The sequence below is a fragment of the Nitrospirota bacterium genome, assembly GCA_040752355.1.
Taxonomy (GTDB): domain Bacteria; phylum Nitrospirota; class Thermodesulfovibrionia; order Thermodesulfovibrionales; family Dissulfurispiraceae; genus JBFMCP01.
On sequence record JBFMHE010000006.1, the window covers coordinates 87,062 to 103,530 of the forward strand.

Here is a 16,469-nt window from a genome sequence, read left to right on the forward strand (position 1 = left end):
ATGGCAAAAGAAACGAAGCCGGAGAGAAGACACGACAGAAAGCTCGGTGACGAGTGGTCCGACTGGGACGGCAGCAGCGGAGGGGAGCAGGGCATCGACGAGCGCCTCTCCACCTTCTTCGTCCTCGCCCTCTGCATACTGCTCGTCACGCTCGCCCTCATTCCGGCAGGATGGTATTTGATAAAGCCGAGGGTGGTACAGCTGAGCCCGTCCCTCTCGGCAGTAATCGAGTGGTCTGTCCTGGCCGTGATCGGTGTCGTCTTCTTCATGGCGGCAGCCGAGGGGATCGCTTTCACGGTCTTCAGGAGGTCCCTGCTTCCCTACCGCTGGACAGAGCGGCTGCTGCTCGCCCTTCTTCCCGGGGCCGTCTGGCTCGGCGGCAAGCTCGGTATCAGCAGGGATAGGGTGGGCAGCTCATTCATCAAGGCGCACAACTCGCTCCTCGCGAGCAACCGCGGGGCAGTGAGTACCGAGCGGCTGCTGGTCCTGCTCCCGCGCTGCCTCAGCAGAGAGACGAGGGGTCATATCCTGGAGCGGTTCGGCGGCAGCAGCGCAGAGATCGTCACCGCGGGAGGAGGAGAGGAAGCGAGAGCGGCGATCGCCAAACACCGGCCCACCCTCATCCTCGCCCTCGCCTGCGAGCGGGACCTGATGAGCGGACTGAAGGACGTGGCGGAGAAGATACCCGTCCTCGCCGTGCCGAACAAAAGACCTGAAGGCCCCTGCAAGAACACGCTCGTCTCCCGTGAAGTGCTGGATGAGGCGCTGCAGGTCATTTCCCACAGAGAAGAGGTTCGATGAGGTTTCCGGCGAGTCTCCATAGCGCCCTCACCCGCTGCTTCGTGCGCAACGCCCTCGCGGGCAGGAAGCGCTTTCCCCTGGTGCTCATGCTCGAGCCCACGCACCGCTGCAATCTCGCCTGCGCGGGCTGCGACCGGATACGGCTCCACCAGGAAGAGCAGGCCGCCGGTCTCTCGGCCGATCTATCGCTCGAGGAGTGCATCGACGCAGCGGTCGCCTCGGCCACACCGGTAGTGACCGTCACCGGAGGAGAGCCGCTGCTCTACCCCCGGCTCGTGCCCCTGGTGAGCGAGCTCCTGCGCATGAAGCGGCATGTCTATCTCTGCACCAACGGCATACTCGCCGGGTCCTTTATCGATGTCTTCGCCCCTCATCCGCGGCTGACCCTGAATATCCACCTCGACGGCATGGAAAAGACCCACGACCGCGTCACGAACAGGGAGGGCGCCTTCAGGAGCGCCCTCCTCGTCATCCAGAAGGCGAAACAGAAGGGCTTCAGGGTGAGCACCAACACCTCGGTGTACAAGACGACCGACCCTGCCGATCTGGAGCGGCTCTTCGCCCTGCTCAAGAGGCTCCGTGTCGACGGGATCCTCGTTGCGCCGGCCTTCAGCTACGAGCGTGTCGAGGACGACATCTTCCTGAGCAGGGAGGAGGCGGTCGAGCGCTTCGGCATGATGGCCCGTCTGCTCGCGGAGACGCCCATCATGAACTCGCCCGTATACATGGAATTTCTGCAGGGGAGACGGGAGCTCCGCTGCACTCCCTGGGGCAACCCTACCCGCAACCCCCTCGGCTGGAAATCCCCCTGCTACCTGATCACGGACGGGTACTACCGCTCGTTCGGCGAGATGATGGAAAAGACGGCGTGGGACCGCTACGGGACGGGCAACGATCCCCGCTGCCGCGACTGCATGGTGCACAGCGGGTATGAGGCGACGGTGACGCGGCTCGCCTTCTCCGATCCGAGGGTGCTGCTCAGGCTCGCCCGATGGAATATGCAGCGGCCGCAATGATCGACCGGGTCGTCTCGCTGCTCGCCGGCACGCTCTTCCTGCGGCCCTACGTGGCCGCCTTTTTCATTGTCTATCTCCTCGGCTGCTCGCTCCACCTCGGCATGAAGCGGGCGCTGCTCTTCGGCCTGATCGGCTACGGCATCGCCTGGCTTTCGGAGCTCTCGTCCATCCATACCGGCATCCCCTACGGCGATTACTTCTACATCGAGACGACCAGGGGACAGGAGCTCTGGGTCCTCGGGGTGCCGCTCATGGATTCGGCGAGCTATGTGTTCCTCGCCTATGCGAGCTACTCCATGGCGCTGCTCGTGACCGCCCCGGTCATCCTCGTTCGCAAGCTCCCGTACCTCCTCGAGACGAGGGCGCTCAGGAGCGGGCTCTCCGTACGCCTCCTCGGCGCGCTCTTCTTCGTCTATCTCGATATCATCATCGACCCTGTCGCCCTGCAGGGGAGCCGCTGGTTCCTCGGCCAGATCTACGGCTACCCGGAGCAGGGTGTCTATTTCGGCGTGCCGATCTCGAACTTCATCGGCTGGTTCATTGTCGGGTTCCTCATGATCTGCGCCCTCCAGCGGATCGACGCGTTTCTCTACCGGAGGAACGCGCCTGATTGCGCCGGCTACGCCTATCCCTGGCGCTATCTCATCGGGCCCGCTCTCTACGGCAGCGTGCTGCTCTTCAACCTGGCGGTCACCTTTGCGATTGAAGACTATACGCTCGGGTGGGTAGGGATCTTCATCATACTGATGCCGGCGGTGCTGCTCGTCCGGCTCGTCAGGATGAAGTACCTGCACGGAGCGAACGATGAAGCGCTGAAGGCTCACCTCAGGGACTTCCCCGAGGCTGCAGTCCCCGGCTCGCAGTAGGACTGCCGCATCCCGCTCAGGGCCTGCACCGCGCGCCAGAGCTGCATCGAGGCGGTCCGCGCGTTACGCCCCATTCTTATGCTGCAGGGAATGAGCCGGGGGTTCAGCAGGAGCCTGCGGAGGGCGCGGGAGGACCGGTATACGCCCTGCTCGTCCGTTACCGCAAAGAGCTCGGGGGGAATATCTTCCTCCGCGCTGTCGGTAACCGCCCGCACCGCCAGGAAGGGGATATCCTTGTTCACGGCATAGCGGGCCAGGGGATAGGTCTCCATATCGCATACGGGATGGGGGAGATCTTTCGGTATATGCGGCGCGAGAGCAGCCTTCGTCATCCTCTCGCCGATGGTGATAATGCTGCCCTCGCTGGCATCGAGCATGCGGGCAATGCAGCGGACCGCTCCCCCTGCATCGGGGAGCTGGAGCGTATCTTTTATCATTGGTATCATCGGCATCCCGGGAGCGCCCGCCACGAGAAGGGAGACGCTCCGCGCGATGACGAGATCGCCGGTCGAAAGCCCGGGCCGCAGAGCGCCGCCGAACCCTATCGAGACGAGGCATCCGGGCGCATACGCATTGCAGACCTGCTCTACTGCGGCTTCGGCATTGCGCACTCCCATGCCGGTCCGGACTATGATGAGCTCATGAGCAGCGCAGGAACCGGAATACAGCGTAAAAGGAGGCGCCTTCGCGCGCAGCCTCACCGCAGCGGTCTTTCTTTTTATCTGCGCGATCTCCTGGGGGAATGCGGCAAACAGGGCTATCTTCATCTTCCCGGCACGCTCGGCGCTGAATAACGGTCCATCGGCAAACGAGCACGTCATAAAAATTATAGCAGCTCAATCTCCACAGGGCCACAACCTAATGCAGTAGGGGTGTAATAAAAAGGTGACAAGAGGGAGGCAAGGCGGAGGAGGGGAAGGGGGTAGGGGAGGAGCAAATCGGGAGTATTTCGTGACGGCTCTTAGCGAAATGGAGCGTTAGGCTGCAGCACCTGTCTGAGGTCGGTGCGACCGAGTTGTGCTGCGGCAGCGTAATGAGCTTAGAGCCGTAGAAATCTCCCGTCTGAGCGGAGCCCCTGCCCTCTTCCCCGGCACCACATTGAGTGAGATGCTTGCCACCACCTTATAATTACACCCAAGTAGTTAATGCAAGTGCTTCATTGCATTTGTCCCTGATTTCTGCTGTGATTTAAGTATGATCGAGACTATTCTGGTGCTGCTCATTGCAGGCGGGAGCCTTTACCAGCTCTTTTCGCTCTTCTGCATCGTCTCTTTCTTCGGGCCCGGGATCACCGCGCAGGAAGAGGACACCGCGCTTCCCGCAGTATCCCTGCTGAAGCCCCTCTGCGGCACGGACCCGGAGCTGGAGAAGAACATAAGGAGCTTCTGCGATCAGGACTATCCCGAATACGAAGTGCTCCTCGGATTTACCGACCCCGATGACAGCGGCCTGCCCGTTGCACGAGAGCACGCGCGCTCTCCGGAATGCATGCTCCGCGTTGTCGTAAGCTCCGGGACTCTCGGAACGAACCGCAAAGTATCCAACCTGCAGGGCCTCGCAGAGGCGGCGCAGTATCCGCTCCTGGCGATCAGCGACAGCGACATGAGAGCAGAGCGTACGTACCTTCGGCGGATCATTGAAGAATACCGGGCCGGCCGCCGGCGCGGGAGCAACGTCGGGCTGGTAACTTCACTCTACAAGATTTCCGATCCCCGCACCCCCGGCGCCGCTCTCGAGTCGCTCACGCTCGCCCTCGATTTCATACCCGCCGTGCTCGCGGTAGAACGCATGGAAGGGGTCACCTTCGGCCTGGGCGCTTCGATGCTCCTCTCGAAGCAGGCCCTCGAGGAGGTCGGGGGCTTCCCGGCCATCGCCAACCACCTCGCCGACGACTACCAGATCGGCAACCGCTTATCGAAAAAGGGGTACGCCGTCGTCCTCTCGAAGTACGTGCTCGAAGACATTGCGGGCCCGATGCGCATTGACGATCATGTCACCCATCAGCTCAGATGGGCGCGCACCTACCGGGCGTGCAGGCCGAAGGGTTACTGGGGGTACGGCGTCACCTATATCGTCCCCCTCGCCCTCCTGCTCCTCGCGGTCGAGGGGCCGACGCCTCGCGCGCTCTTGCTGTTCGGCGGGACCCTGGCGCTGAGACTGCTTACGGCGTTTGCGGTCTATCGGCGCATCATCCGCGCTCAGCGATGGCTGCGGTGGCTTCCGCTCATTCCGCTGAAGGATATACTGAGCTTCGGCATCTGGTTCCGGAGCCTCTGGGGGAATACGGTTCGCTGGAGAGGAGCGACGTTCCGCGTAGTAAAGGATGGATTGATCGAGCCGCTCCCCGAACGGCGCTGAGCCCATACAGAGAACGGCTCAGGGTATCTGCCTTGATACACGGAAATGAAGGGGAAAAATAAGACGAGCAGCACGGCGAGGACAATCTGGGGGGAGGTGACTGCCCAAGCCGGTGCCCGTCGCTGTACTATAACCGGCATCGTGGTCGTCTGTCAAATGGCCCCCCCCCCCCGTTCCGTGCGGAGGATGCGCTGCCGGACGCCGGGAGAATGACCGAGCCCAAAAGGGCCTGTAGTGTGCAGAAATCTCAACCTGCACCTCGAGCTCAGCTGATCCTCTTGTTTTATATTCTAAAAAATATAGATAAACGTTCTCTTGACAAGAGGAAAAATCTTGCAACTCATCAATGTCATTGATTTAACTAAATTCGTTCTGCCTAAAAAATAGGCAGAAACGGAGCGGGCCGCGCAAATAAAGGGTTTCCGGGTGAAGTGAAAAACGATTTAGGAACAGGTTATCAACAACTGTTAGGAAACAGCTTACTGCTCCTCCCACACCTGCTGCCACAGGGCCAGCTCACGCTCTATCTCCGCGGCGCTCGCCCGTGCCTCTCTCAGAGACGAGTATTGCAGCAAGGCCAGGGTCAGCTCCTTGTTGAAAAGCGCCTCGATCATATCGACCACTCTGCTGTTTTTGTCGATGAGCGCCTTGTACAGCATCGCCCGGGGAAGAACTTCCGCCTTCTTGAACCGGTTGAGGAGCCTTTCGAGATAGGCGGGGTCGCCCTCGCACCTCATGAGTGTTTCGGCTATCCGGGGAGCGAACTGCCCGTAGTGGCGGTCGAGACTCTTCATTGCTGTTCCCCCTCCGGAACCGAAGACAGCAACGGATTACTGCGCGACAGCGAGTGCGAATCGCCCTCTCACCGAAAGCGCTGCAACAACCTCTTTATCTGTATTTACCATCGATCGCAACCGTTTGCAAGGGGGAAAATTGCTCCGCCTGTGATATACCCCCAAGACGTATTACCTTCCCCCGAGGGTCGCCACAAGGGCCCCCTTCCTCATGAATTGATCGCTTCTATCGATAGCCTGATCGAACAGTCCGCCGGGGCTATCGCGGAGATCGAGCACGAGAGCCTCCGATCTCGGGACTGAAAGAGGGGATGTTTTGAACGGACAATGCTGAACAGCAGAGGCGCTGAAAGTGGTGCGAGAGAGGGGAGTTGAACCCCTACGGATTGCTCCACTGGATCCTAAGTCCAGCGCGTCTGCCAATTCCGCCACTCTCGCTTCATTGATTGTAAAGGATATTCAGAGGCGTGGTCAAACATTTACCCTCCTACTGTGACTAAACTGTATGAACGAAGAGCCGGGACGGTTTTATTTTCCACCCGGTAATTAAAGAGAACCGTCCCGGTTAACTCCTGCGGCAACCGGGAACATCACGAATATCAGCTGTATCTTGCGGTAGAAGACATCGACCACAGCAAGACGAAAGCACGGTCGCCGCAGAGCAACGGAATCTGCGAGAGATTCCACAGAACGATACTTGATGAGTTCTACAGGGTGGCGTTCAGGAAAAAGGTGTACTTCTCGCTCGAGGAGCTTCAGAAGGATCTGGACAACATGGATAGCCGAATATAACGAGCAGAGGACTCATAGCGGCAAATACTGCTATGGCAAGACCCCGCTGCAAACGTTTAAAGATTCTTTGCCTTGGGCGAAGGAGAAAATGCTGGCCAGCTTACAGTCGGCAGCATAATTTCCAAAGGAGTTGTCAGATCAAGTCTTGACAATTACACCTGATCATCCCTGGAGGGATAGTAACAAGAGAATGTTTGAGCGCCAGAAGTTGAGGAAACGGCCTCAGAAAGCAGCTGCATAAAACCGGACATTTCTATTTTGGCTTGACAGACAGCCGCCGCTTTTGTTGACTTCCTTTCTCCTGCTGTGTTAGTATTTCGATTGCCTCATGGGGCTCAATCGTATTCCTCTGGAGGGTGCTATCGTGTGTGCCGTGCTGAATGGTTCTGATGAAAATGAGCAGTTCGACTTCGAAGACCGCAACGGGGCTTATGATTTCTATAAAACCCAGGAGGGGGTATCGTGCGGAGAGTGGGATCTGCCGTCCCCTGAAGAGCGGCTGAACTGAGCGGCAACCCCGGCGGACACCTTCCCCTGTCACTGAAAATTCTCTTCAGCTCTCCCTGTTAAAGAACACCTGGGCCTTTTCAGTTCATCAAAGCACTATGCCTGGATACGCTCTCACGCGGCATCAGTACGAGCTGATTCCCTCGGGTATCACGAAGAACTCTTCCGGCAGCCCTTCTGCCCGGGCCGCTTTCTCCTCTCTCTGCGGCCTGCGCCGGGGCCGGCGCGCAACGGCAGCTCCGGAGCTCACCGATACGGCAAGCGCGAAGAACTCAGCGGGCAGGCCGGCGGCCTCGCCCGCCTCGTCCGCTGGCCGCGGCCTTACAGGAGCGGGACCCTTCTCCCTCTCCCCGGCAGCGGGCTCAGGAGGTCCGCCGACAGGCCGCGCCTCGGGCTCGGGCGCTGCTTTCACTGCAATCCTCCTCTTCGGGGGCTCGGCCATTCTCTCGGGGGGGGTCGTTGCTACGAGCGGCCTGCCCTTCTGCTGCGGGATCATGGTGACGAACTCGCCCTTGCGGTCGATCACGCCGATCTCGGCAGTATACTCTCCCTCGGGGCTGACCGTAACAAAATACTCGCCGATCCGCTCGTCCACCGGCAGGTAAAAGGCATCTCCCTTTTTCATCTCGACGATCTTGATATTGAGATTGCCGGGGCGGCGCGCGACCGTCTCCTCGGACACTTCCCAATAGAGATAGAGCCGCCGCGGCGTCACTGTCATGGTGACGATCTTGTCCTCGCCTGACCGTGGCAGCGGCGCTTCCACCGGAGGCTTTTCCATGAGCTTCGGGAGCTCCCTGAAGAGCGGCTCTTTTTTTACGGATGCAGGCTTTCGCAGGACTCGAGGGGCTGTCATGCCTGCGGCCTTCCCGGCTGCCGCAGCCCTGGCGGGCTTGCCTTTGCGGAGAGCAGGAGCAGGCTCTTTCCTGTCCTTGAGAGCGGAAGACACCCTCTTCCTCCCGGACACGCCCTTGCCGAGAGGGATCTTCGCCGGGGTCTTCGGCATCCGGAGGGCCTTTATGATGTCCGCCTTCCTGTAGCCGCTCTTGAGCGGCACCTTGAGCGCCTGCGCAAGCGCCTTCAGCTCGGCTACGGTAAGCTTCTCCATGGGCCACTGCCCTGTCGCGGGAGCGGCTCTGGGGCCTGTGCGGGGTGCTTTGGAGGACGCCCCTGCCTTTGGCGCAGGCTTCCGGGCAGCTCGAGGGGCAGCTTTCTCTTTCGGACGGCTCCGCTCGGTCTTCTTGGGAGCCGCCGGCGCCTTTGCCTTGAGCGCAGGCCGGGGAGCGGCTTTGGGCGGCTGTTTGGCCGCGGGCTTCTTCTTTCTATCTCGTGAGGCCGGAGCTGCCTTCGAAGGAGCTTTCGCCTTTGCGGCTTTCTTCTGCGGGGCTTTGGCGGCGACCTTGACGCTCTTCTTTGCCGGAGATTTCTTCGGCGCTTTCGCGGGCGCTGGCTTCGGCTTGGCCGCCTTCTTTGCCGCCTTTCGTGTCGGAGATTGTTTCGCTGCCAGGGCCTTTATGAAATCCTCTTTTTTCCACGAGCTCCTGGCAGCGACCCCCGCCTTTTTAGCCATAGTCCTGAGCTCGGCCATAGTCTTTGCAGCAAGGTTCTGCTTTCTCATATCCCCTTCCGCCTCCAGATGACACCCGCTCTTGTGATACGCCCCGTAACGGTATTATATACCAGTATTTTCCCAAACTGCTATTATTGAGGACACTCCTGCGGCGCAGGCAACCTGATCGTGAAGACAGCGAGCTCCCGCGCCCTTGAGCTTTGGAGACGGAGGGGGAGGGATTCGAACCCCCGGCAGGGTGTAACCCTGCAACGATTTTCAAGACCGCCGCTTTAAACCGCTCAGCCACCCCTCCACGAACGGTGAGTCAAGAATGAATTGTATCAAACTTTCCGGGCAAAATGCCACCGAACCGCCCGCTGCCGACCTGCTACTTCCACGGGATTTCAGGTACAATAGCAGGGAAGCATATACCCCGATCAAGGAGTGGTCCATGAAACGCCTTACCAAGTATTTCTTCGAGGGACTGCTGTTCCTCACGCCCATTGTCGCAACCGTCTATGTCCTGTTCCTCATCTTCTCGAAGATAGATCATATCTTCCGGTTCAGCATTCCGGGCCTCGGCTTTCTCGTCACGATCGCAATCGTGACGGCGATCGGATTCCTCGTCTCGACCTTTTTCGCGAAGGGCGTCGTCATACTGATCGATAAGCTCTTCAGCCGGATGCCGCTCACCAAGCTCATCTACACCTCGATCAAAGACCTGATCAACGCCTTCGTGGGCGAGAAGAAGCGGTTCAGCAAGCCGGTGCTGGTGACGCTCTCTCCGGCAAGCAGCCTCCAGATCATCGGCTTCGTCACCTGCGAGAGCCTCGAAACGCTCGCCCTGCCGGGAAGCGTAGCGGTCTACATCCCGCAGTCCTATAATTTCGCAGGGAACCTGATCGTAGTCCCCAGGGAGCAGGTGACGCCGATCGCCGCCGACAGCGGCAGTGTGATGGCCTTCATCGTGTCAGGAGGAGTAACGGCGCCGTAGAGGGGCTGCAGAGGGTCGCTAGACTTTCAGCAATACCATTCCCGACACAGGGTCGAGCTCCCTCGCCGCGGTCACTCCCTTGATCTCCATGATGATCGCTTCGAGGACGAGGAAGGCCTGTGCGCCCTCCCGCATGCAGCCGGCCTTTACGTTGTCCCGCTTCGCATAGGCGCCGTGGAAATGGAGCTTCGGCTCGTCGCCCTGCCAGAAAATCGTGCCGAGCCCGACGATCTCGTGGCTCTCGTTCAGCTCGCGCCATACCGGCACCGGCGGCATCTCTTCTCTCTCCGGCCCTACCACGAACCTGCCGCTCTTCATGCCTCCCACGAGATAGAATACGCCCGCCTGTATATTCTCCTTTTTGGCGATCTCTCCCAGGCCCTGCAGGACAGTATCGCCATCCTCGAACCGCACCACCACGATCCTTCCGGTCTCGCCGATCTGGTAGTTCATTCATCCTCCTTTAACGACAGTGATGCGTAATGTGTAATGCGTGATAGGTGATGAACCATAAGGATAAAGACCCGCCAAAGAGTACTGCTCATCACGCATCACCTATTACGGTCTTTACCGCATCGTATACGCCCTCGACGGTGATCTCGTTCATGCACCGCAGACTTTTGCACTTCCTCTTATAGCACGGGGCACAGGACACCGGGGCCTGTACGATCCTGTTGCGCTCGCCGTAGGGGCCGGTCCTCATCGGATTCGTAGGGCCGAAGATCGCCACTGCCGGCACCCTGCAGGCTGCCGCAATATGCAGAGGCCCGGAATCGTTGGTGATCACCAGCCGCGCATCCCTGATGAGCGAGATGAGCTCCCTGAGGCTCGTCTTTCCCGCCATCGAGCGCGCCTTCCCCCCCGAGGAGGATTCTATCTGCGCGCCGAGCCCGGCATCGGACGACGAGCCGATAATCACGCTCCTCATCGGCAGCAGCGCCGCCACCCTGCCGAAGCGCTCGGCCGGCCACCGTTTCGTTGTCCATCGTGCGCCCGGAACGACTACCGCGTAATCGCCCATCTCCTGCTTTGCGGCCTGCACGCCCTTCGACTCTTTCACCAGGGGAAGCGGAAAGCGCACCTCCTGCGGGTCGCAGCCGAGGGCTGCCGCAACCTTCAGGTAGCGGTCCACGGCATGCACATCGCGGCCGCCTTCGACTTTATGCGTATAGAAGAGCGCGCTCCCCTCGCGCGCCTCCTTGAAGCCTATCCTGAGCGGCGCCCGGCTCGCCCTCGTCAGGAGGCCGCTCCGCAGGAGCCCCTGGAGATCGATGGTGATATCGTACTGCTCCTCTCTCAGCCGCCTGAACAGGCTCCCGACTTCGGCAACCGTCCCTTTGATCCTCCTGATCTTCTTCCACTGGTCCTTGTCGATGATCCAGAGCTTCTTCACCATGGGATTGCCTTCGAGCAGCTCCTCGAGCCCTTTTGCGATCACCCAGTGAATATGCGCCCGGGGGAAGCTGCCGTGCAGCGCATGGAGAAAGGCGAGGCTATGCACCACGTCTCCGAGGGAGCTCGGTTTGACGACCAGTATCTTGCGGGGTATTTTTTTAATCTCGACCGTCTTCATTCCGGAGTATAACCCTGACCGCCTCATCCAGGCTGTTGACAGTGATGTCCGCATGCGCCGACGACTGCTGCTTGCCTGTCGTGACGAGTATCGCCGTGGCGCCTGCCGCCTTTGCGGTGAGCATATCGTCGTCCTTGTCGCCGACCAGATAGGAACGCTGCAGATCGATGCCGTGCTCTGCACGTGCCCGAACGAGCATGCCCGGCTCCGGCTTCCTGCAGGAGCAGTAGTCGTCCGGCCCGTGGGAACAGTAATAAAACGCATCGAAACCAAACTCCTCGGTGAACATCCGGTTCACCTCTTTCACGAAGGCCTCGTTGACGATCCCGCGGGAGACACCCGACTGGTTGCTCACCCCGATAAGGGCGAACCCCGCGTCTTTCAGTACGCCGAGGCGCTCCACACCCGGGAGCAGCTCGAAATCCTCCCACCTCTTCAGATAGTGCGCGTCCCTGCAGAGGGTGCCGTCGCGGTCGAAGAAGACCGCGGGCCTCTTCGGCAGCAGCTCCTTGACCGTAAAAAAGACCTCTTCCGAAGTAATGGTATACATGCAGCGGAGGTCGCCGGTGTCACAGGTGCGTTCGAAGCAGGGGCCGCACGAAAAGCCCTTCCTGACGATCCTGTTGCCGTACCCTACGGGCCCGGTAAGCTGCGGCGAGGTCGAGCCGAAGATCGTCACCAGAGGCGTGCCCACGGCATAACCGAGATGCATCGGCCCTGAATCGTTGGTGACGAGGACATCGCAGGCAGCGATCAATGAGATGAGCTCTCGCACCGTCGTCCTCCCGGAGAGACTCAGCAATGCGCGATGCCCGACGCCCGACGCCTCACTCCCGATAAGCTTCTCGATCTCTTCCGCCGTCGCCGCCTCCTTCGGCCCTCCGAAGATGACGACGCCGCCCCCTCTATCCTTGATGAACCACTGCGCGACCTCTGCGAAGCGCTGCGGCAGCCAGCGCTTGGCAGAGCCGTAGGCAGCCCCGGGATTGATGCCGAGAATCGGCCGGGGAAGCGCGGCGAGCCTCTCCCGGGCGGTCCTCCTCTCGTCGAGGGAGAGCCGAATCCAGGGCTGCTGGTAAAAGACCGGCATACCGACCGCTTTGAGGAGCGTCAGGTAGTAGGCGATGTGGTGAATCTTCCGGTCCTCGCCGTTGAACGAGACGGGGTGGGTCAGGAGAAAGCCCCTCCGGTCCCTGTCATAGCCGATGCGCTCGGGTATCCCCGCGAGAAAGGCGAGCAGCGCGGCATCGAAGGCGTTCTGGAGGAGGATCGCCTTCGAGAAGTGTTTCTTCCTGAGGCGGTAGGCGAGCTTGAAGCGCCCGAAGGCGGTCCGGAAGCAGTCCTCATAGAGAATGATCTCATCGACAGCGGGATCTCTTTCGAAGACAGGGGCCACGGAGGGTTTCACGAGCAGACTGATCGGAGCGTCCGGAAAGGCCTTGCGCACGCTCCAGAGGGCGGGCATGGTCATCACGGCGTCGCCGATCCAGTTGACCCCGCGGACAAGAATGGACGATGCGGTATTCCCGGACATCCTCTAGTTTACCATGAGCAGGCCCTGCTGCCGATAGCAGGGGGAGGCACTGAAGAGCCGGGCCGAGAGCTGTTAAGAAAAGACTTGACAAGGCTAGTTCTAATTTGATAAAAATTATCAAACGATAATCATTATAATCTAAACAAGGGCGAGGTGATCATGAACAAGACAAGAGAGAGGGGGCTCAAGCTGACGCCGCAGCGGATGGCGATTTTCGACTATCTCAGGGACAATACCGACCACCCTTCGGCAGAGGACGTTTATGCCGCGGTCTCGAAGAGGTTCCCGACCATGTCCTTTGCGACGGTCTACAATACGCTCGAGACATTGCGGAAGAGGGGAGAGGTGCTGGAGCTCACGATCGATGCGGACAGGAAGCGCTTCGACCCGAACACGCATCCGCACCACCATCTTATCTGCATACACTGCAAACGGATCGTGGATATCCATAGCGAGTTCGAGCTCTCCCTCTCCGGCAAGGACAGGGCCGATTTCGAGGTAGTCGGCAACCATGTGGAGTTTTACGGCGTATGCGGCAATTGCAGGAAAAAGAAGAGTTAGCTTTTATCGGCGATTTTTTTCCTGTAGAATTTTTATTAGGGTTTAAGGAGTCCTTGGCTCCTGATTGCATACCATCGGAAGAGGTCTATCATTATGGAACACGTATGCTGCGGATTGAGAGTGGGACAGACGGCGCCGGACTTCACGATCGAGACCTTCGAGCCTACCCGGGGGGATTTCGGCGAGAGGAGCCTCGCGGAACAGAAGAAGGCGGGGAAGTGGACTATTCTCTTTTTCTATCCCGCTGATTTCACCTTTGTCTGAGCGACCGAATTCGCTGATCTGGCGGATCAGTACGAAAACATCAAGGCAGCGAACGCCGAGTTGATCACGGTGAGCACCGATACGAAATTCGTTCACCTCGCCTGGAAGACGAGCGAAAAGCTCCTCGAGAAGGTTAAGTACCCCATGGGAGCGGACCCGACCGGCAGGCTCTCGCGGCTTTTCGGCATTTATGACGAAGAGACCGGGCTGGCGCTCAGGGGAACGTTCCTCATCAGCCCCGACGGCAAGCTCCTCGGCTCGGAAGTCAACTTCTACAATGTGGGAAGGAATTCCGAGGAGCTACTCCGGAAGCTGCAGGCGAGCGACTATCTCAGGGGAGCCCCTGAAGAGGCCTGCCCCGCCCGGTGGACCAAGGGAGAAAAAACGCTGAAGCCGTCTGCCGAGATGGTCGGCAAGGTGTATGAGGCCCTGCAGTAGGCCGGCCGCTCATAGAGCAACAACTATCATAGCGAGGGTGTCATGGTTCAGGGGATTTCATTGCCTGAAAAGGGAGCTTTCAGCTCCGATTTAAACGGGTCGATGCTTATCTCATTCGATCGAGGAGGATGTCATGTGCGTTGCGTGTGAACGAAGGTGCAGGTGCGGCAGCCGGTCTGCGAGCTTTCATTTCAAGGACAATGTCCTGTCGGACCGGGTCGTGCGGGAGCTCTACTGCCCCTCCTGCTCGCCGGGGATAACCGTGGACCCGGCGAGCATGGTCGCCGATAACGGGTGGGTGATCGAGCTCGATATGGAGGTCGCGGCATTCATGGGGCGCTGCCTTCCTTTTCCGGCGCTCACGCCGGATATCCTCTTCGATGAGGGCTACTGCAGCTGGAACGGCATGTATCCCGGCGACCATATCGACTGCATCAGGGAGCGGGAAGCCATTGTACCCCTCGCGAAGTCGGACCCTGCACGATACCTCAAAGAGATGAGGTTGTGGGCGACGCAAAGAAATGATAGACTCTCTGCTGAAGGATGGAGAAAGGCGCGGAAGCCGACTGCGGTATAGATGAGAGGAGCGGCTCCTGGCCGGCACACAGCGCGGTCCGTCCGGGAGGGATGCTCGTCATTACTAACTATGAACGGAGGTTGAGGGGATGAAGGCAGTAGAGATCAAGAACGGAATCTACTGGGTCGGCGCGATCGACTGGGCGGTGAGGGACTTCCACGGGTACGAGACGCCCCGCGGCACGACCTACAACAACTATCTCGTCATGGACGACGAGATCACTCTGATCGATACGGTGAAGCACGACTTCGCCGAGGTGATGCTCAAGAACATCCGGAGCATCGTCGACCCGTCGAAGATCAGGCATATGGTGGTGAACCATATCGAGAACGATCATGTGACGAGTCTCGGCCGCATCATGGAGCTCATTCCCCACGCCACGGTTTACATAACCGAAAAGGGCAGGAAAGGGCTCGAAAAGTTCTTCGATATCGCCAAATGGAACATGAAGGTCGTCAAGAGCGGCGATACGCTCACGATCGGCAAGAGGACGCTCCTCTTTCTCGAGACCCCCATGCTCCACTGGCCCGACTCGATGATGACCTACATAAAAGAGGACAAGCTCCTCATCAGCCAGGACGGCTTCGGCCAGCATATCGCCTCCGCCGTCCGCTTCGACGACGAGTTCGTCACCTGCGAATCGATGGCCGAGCTCGAGGACGCCGTGATCGATTACTACGCCAATATCCTGATGCCCTTCGGCCAGCTCATCAAGACGAAGGTGGCCGAGATCCAGAAGCTCGGCCTCGAGATCGATATGATCGCGCCCGACCACGGCGTCATCTGGAGGGCGAACCCCGGGAAAGTGCTCCAGATGTATCTCGATATGGCGGGCGGCAGGGCGGCCCGCTGTGTCTCGATCATCTACGATACGATGTGGCACAGCACGGAGCAGATGACCTCTCCCATCATGCAGGGCGTAAAGGACGAGGGCTGCGACTGCAAGGTGATCAAGCTGAGGGCCACCCCGATGAGCGTCGCGATCAAGGAGTTCTGGAAGGCCCGGGGCTGCCTCGTCGGCACGCCGACGCTGAACAACATCATGTACCCCTCGGTCGCCGAGTTCCTTACGCATTTGCGGGGCCTCCGTCCGAAGAACAGGATCGTCGGCGCCTTCGGGAGCTACGGCTGGGGAGGCGGCGCCGTGAAGGAGGCGTACGAGGAGTTCAAGAGGATGGGCCTCGAGACCTTCGATCAGGGCCTGCAGGTCCTCTACCGCCCCTCGGCAGAGGATGAGGCGAAGTGCTACGATTTCGGAAGGGCGTTTGCGCGGACAATGAAGGAATACCACGAGAAATTCTAACGATCGGATAAAACTGGCAGGAGGATTCATGGGAACAGCGATGAACGATTTAATGGCGGCATTCGCCGGGGAGAGCCAGGCGAACAGGAAGTATCTCGCCTTTGCGAAGAAGGCGGAGCAGGAAGGCTTTAAGCAGGCTGCCAAGCTCTTCAGGGCTGCTGCCGAGGCGGAGACGATTCATGCCCACAACCACCTGAGGGAGGCGGGTGGCATCAAGAGCACGCGGGAGAACCTCGAGGCTGCCATCAACGGCGAGGTCTACGAGTTCGAGAAGATGTACCCCGAGATGATCAAGGATGCCGAGAGAGAGGGCAATAAAGGAGCGCTCCGCTCGTTCACGTTTGCGAACGAGGTCGAGAAGGTCCATGCAGCGCTCTACAAGAAGGCGCTCGAGAGCCTCGGCAGCGCTGCCGAGACCGACTACTACGTATGCGGCGTCTGCGGCCATACCGTGGAAGACGAGGCGCCCGACACCTGCCCGGTCTGCGGCGCGAAAAAGCAGGCATTCAAAAAAGTGGACTAGACATTCCATGCCGGGG

General features: G+C 59.6%; 18 protein-coding genes, 2 tRNA genes and 1 pseudogene. 12 read left to right on the plus strand and 9 right to left on the minus strand.

Features of this window, described 5'->3' with window-relative positions; genetic code table 11:
- From AB1805_06040 to AB1805_06050, 3 genes are read left to right on the plus strand one after another with little or no spacing between them, the layout of a single operon-like run.
- Positions 1-801, plus strand: coding sequence for a DUF116 domain-containing protein (locus AB1805_06040; protein ID MEW5744980.1), 801 nt, complete (start codon positions 1-3; stop codon positions 799-801).
- Positions 798-1,817, plus strand: a complete 1,020-nt coding sequence (gene hpnH / locus AB1805_06045) for an adenosyl-hopene transferase HpnH (protein MEW5744981.1) — start codon at positions 798-800, stop codon at positions 1,815-1,817. Before AB1805_06040 ends, hpnH begins: the two co-directional genes overlap by 4 nt.
- The gene (locus AB1805_06050; protein MEW5744982.1) at positions 1,793-2,683 is read left to right on the plus strand and encodes a carotenoid biosynthesis protein; all 891 of its coding nucleotides are present in this window, start codon (positions 1,793-1,795) and stop codon (positions 2,681-2,683) included. The genes hpnH and AB1805_06050 overlap by 25 nt, the downstream gene beginning before the upstream one ends.
- Here AB1805_06050 and AB1805_06055 read toward each other — a convergent pair.
- Positions 2,638-3,504 carry a hypothetical protein gene (locus tag AB1805_06055; GenBank protein ID MEW5744983.1) on the minus strand — a complete coding sequence of 289 codons (867 nt, stop codon included), beginning with the start codon at positions 3,502-3,504 and terminating at the stop codon, positions 2,638-2,640. The two genes, AB1805_06050 and AB1805_06055, sit on opposite strands and share 46 nt — an antisense overlap.
- 373 nt (positions 3,505-3,877) lie before the next feature.
- Here AB1805_06055 and hpnI point away from each other — a divergent pair, with 373 nt between their 5' ends.
- A complete protein-coding gene (hpnI, locus tag AB1805_06060) occupies positions 3,878-5,041 on the plus strand; it encodes a bacteriohopanetetrol glucosamine biosynthesis glycosyltransferase HpnI (GenBank protein MEW5744984.1) in 1,164 nt (387 codons plus the stop codon).
- A 479-nt stretch (positions 5,042-5,520) separates the two neighbouring features.
- On the opposite strand, the gene AB1805_06065 is transcribed toward hpnI, so the two are convergent.
- The 3 genes from AB1805_06065 to AB1805_06075 all read right to left on the minus strand — a co-directional run bounded on the left by AB1805_06065 (position 5,521) and on the right by AB1805_06075 (position 6,273).
- A complete protein-coding gene (locus AB1805_06065; GenBank protein MEW5744985.1) occupies positions 5,521-5,835 on the minus strand; it encodes a hypothetical protein in 315 nt (104 codons plus the stop codon).
- A gap of 171 nt (positions 5,836-6,006) precedes the next feature.
- Positions 6,007-6,222 (minus strand): S41 family peptidase, encoded by a 216-nt coding sequence (locus tag AB1805_06070; protein ID MEW5744986.1) that lies wholly within the window; start codon positions 6,220-6,222, stop codon positions 6,007-6,009.
- Positions 6,189-6,273, minus strand: a tRNA-Leu gene (locus AB1805_06075). Before AB1805_06075 ends, AB1805_06070 begins: the two co-directional genes overlap by 34 nt.
- Positions 6,274-6,420: 147 nt before the next feature.
- On the opposite strand from AB1805_06075, the pseudogene AB1805_06080 reads away from it, so the two are divergent.
- Both AB1805_06080 and AB1805_06085 read left to right on the plus strand, forming a co-directional pair.
- Positions 6,421-6,745 (plus strand): annotated as a pseudogene (locus tag AB1805_06080) (integrase core domain-containing protein).
- Positions 6,746-6,991: 246 nt separating this feature from the next.
- A complete protein-coding gene (locus AB1805_06085) occupies positions 6,992-7,135 on the plus strand; it encodes a hypothetical protein (GenBank protein ID MEW5744987.1) in 144 nt (47 codons plus the stop codon).
- 123 nt (positions 7,136-7,258) lie between these two features.
- Here the strand turns inward: AB1805_06085 and AB1805_06090 are convergent, their stop codons facing one another.
- Both AB1805_06090 and AB1805_06095 read right to left on the minus strand, forming a co-directional pair.
- Positions 7,259-8,752 carry a DUF4912 domain-containing protein gene (locus tag AB1805_06090; GenBank protein ID MEW5744988.1) on the minus strand — a complete coding sequence of 498 codons (1,494 nt, stop codon included), beginning with the start codon at positions 8,750-8,752 and terminating at the stop codon, positions 7,259-7,261.
- A 159-nt stretch (positions 8,753-8,911) separates the two neighbouring features.
- A tRNA-Ser gene (locus AB1805_06095) sits at positions 8,912-8,999 on the minus strand.
- 138 nt (positions 9,000-9,137) lie between these two features.
- Here AB1805_06095 and AB1805_06100 point away from each other — a divergent pair.
- Positions 9,138-9,680: a DUF502 domain-containing protein gene (locus AB1805_06100; GenBank protein ID MEW5744989.1), complete on the plus strand. Its 543-nt coding sequence runs from the start codon at positions 9,138-9,140 to the stop codon at positions 9,678-9,680.
- Between the two features lie 18 nt (positions 9,681-9,698).
- Here the strand turns inward: AB1805_06100 and AB1805_06105 are convergent, their stop codons facing one another.
- The 3 genes from AB1805_06105 to waaF (AB1805_06115) all read right to left on the minus strand — a co-directional run bounded on the left by AB1805_06105 (position 9,699) and on the right by waaF (AB1805_06115) (position 12,787).
- The gene (locus AB1805_06105; protein ID MEW5744990.1) at positions 9,699-10,133 is read right to left on the minus strand and encodes a PPC domain-containing DNA-binding protein; all 435 of its coding nucleotides are present in this window, start codon (positions 10,131-10,133) and stop codon (positions 9,699-9,701) included.
- Between the two features lie 91 nt (positions 10,134-10,224).
- Positions 10,225-11,253 carry a lipopolysaccharide heptosyltransferase II gene (gene waaF, locus AB1805_06110; GenBank protein ID MEW5744991.1) on the minus strand — a complete coding sequence of 343 codons (1,029 nt, stop codon included), beginning with the start codon at positions 11,251-11,253 and terminating at the stop codon, positions 10,225-10,227.
- The gene (waaF, locus tag AB1805_06115; protein MEW5744992.1) at positions 11,234-12,787 is read right to left on the minus strand and encodes a lipopolysaccharide heptosyltransferase II; all 1,554 of its coding nucleotides are present in this window, start codon (positions 12,785-12,787) and stop codon (positions 11,234-11,236) included. The genes waaF (AB1805_06110) and waaF (AB1805_06115) overlap by 20 nt, the downstream gene beginning before the upstream one ends.
- A 159-nt stretch (positions 12,788-12,946) precedes the next feature.
- On the opposite strand from waaF (AB1805_06115), the gene AB1805_06120 reads away from it, so the two are divergent.
- The 5 genes from AB1805_06120 (at position 12,947) to AB1805_06140 (ending at position 16,453) form a co-directional block, all read left to right on the plus strand.
- Entirely contained in the window at positions 12,947-13,348 is a 402-nt protein-coding gene (locus tag AB1805_06120) for a Fur family transcriptional regulator (protein ID MEW5744993.1), read from the plus strand.
- A 93-nt stretch (positions 13,349-13,441) separates the two neighbouring features.
- Positions 13,442-14,050: a redoxin domain-containing protein gene (locus AB1805_06125; protein ID MEW5744994.1), complete on the plus strand. Its 609-nt coding sequence runs from the start codon at positions 13,442-13,444 to the stop codon at positions 14,048-14,050.
- A 133-nt stretch (positions 14,051-14,183) separates the two neighbouring features.
- Positions 14,184-14,627 (plus strand): hypothetical protein, encoded by a 444-nt coding sequence (locus tag AB1805_06130; protein ID MEW5744995.1) that lies wholly within the window; start codon positions 14,184-14,186, stop codon positions 14,625-14,627.
- An 88-nt stretch (positions 14,628-14,715) separates the two neighbouring features.
- On the plus strand, positions 14,716-15,930 hold the full coding sequence (locus AB1805_06135; protein ID MEW5744996.1) for an FprA family A-type flavoprotein: 1,215 nt from the start codon (positions 14,716-14,718) through the stop codon (positions 15,928-15,930).
- Positions 15,931-15,958: 28 nt separating this feature from the next.
- On the plus strand, positions 15,959-16,453 hold the full coding sequence (locus AB1805_06140; GenBank protein MEW5744997.1) for a rubrerythrin family protein: 495 nt from the start codon (positions 15,959-15,961) through the stop codon (positions 16,451-16,453).
- Positions 16,454-16,469 lie beyond the last annotated feature (16 nt).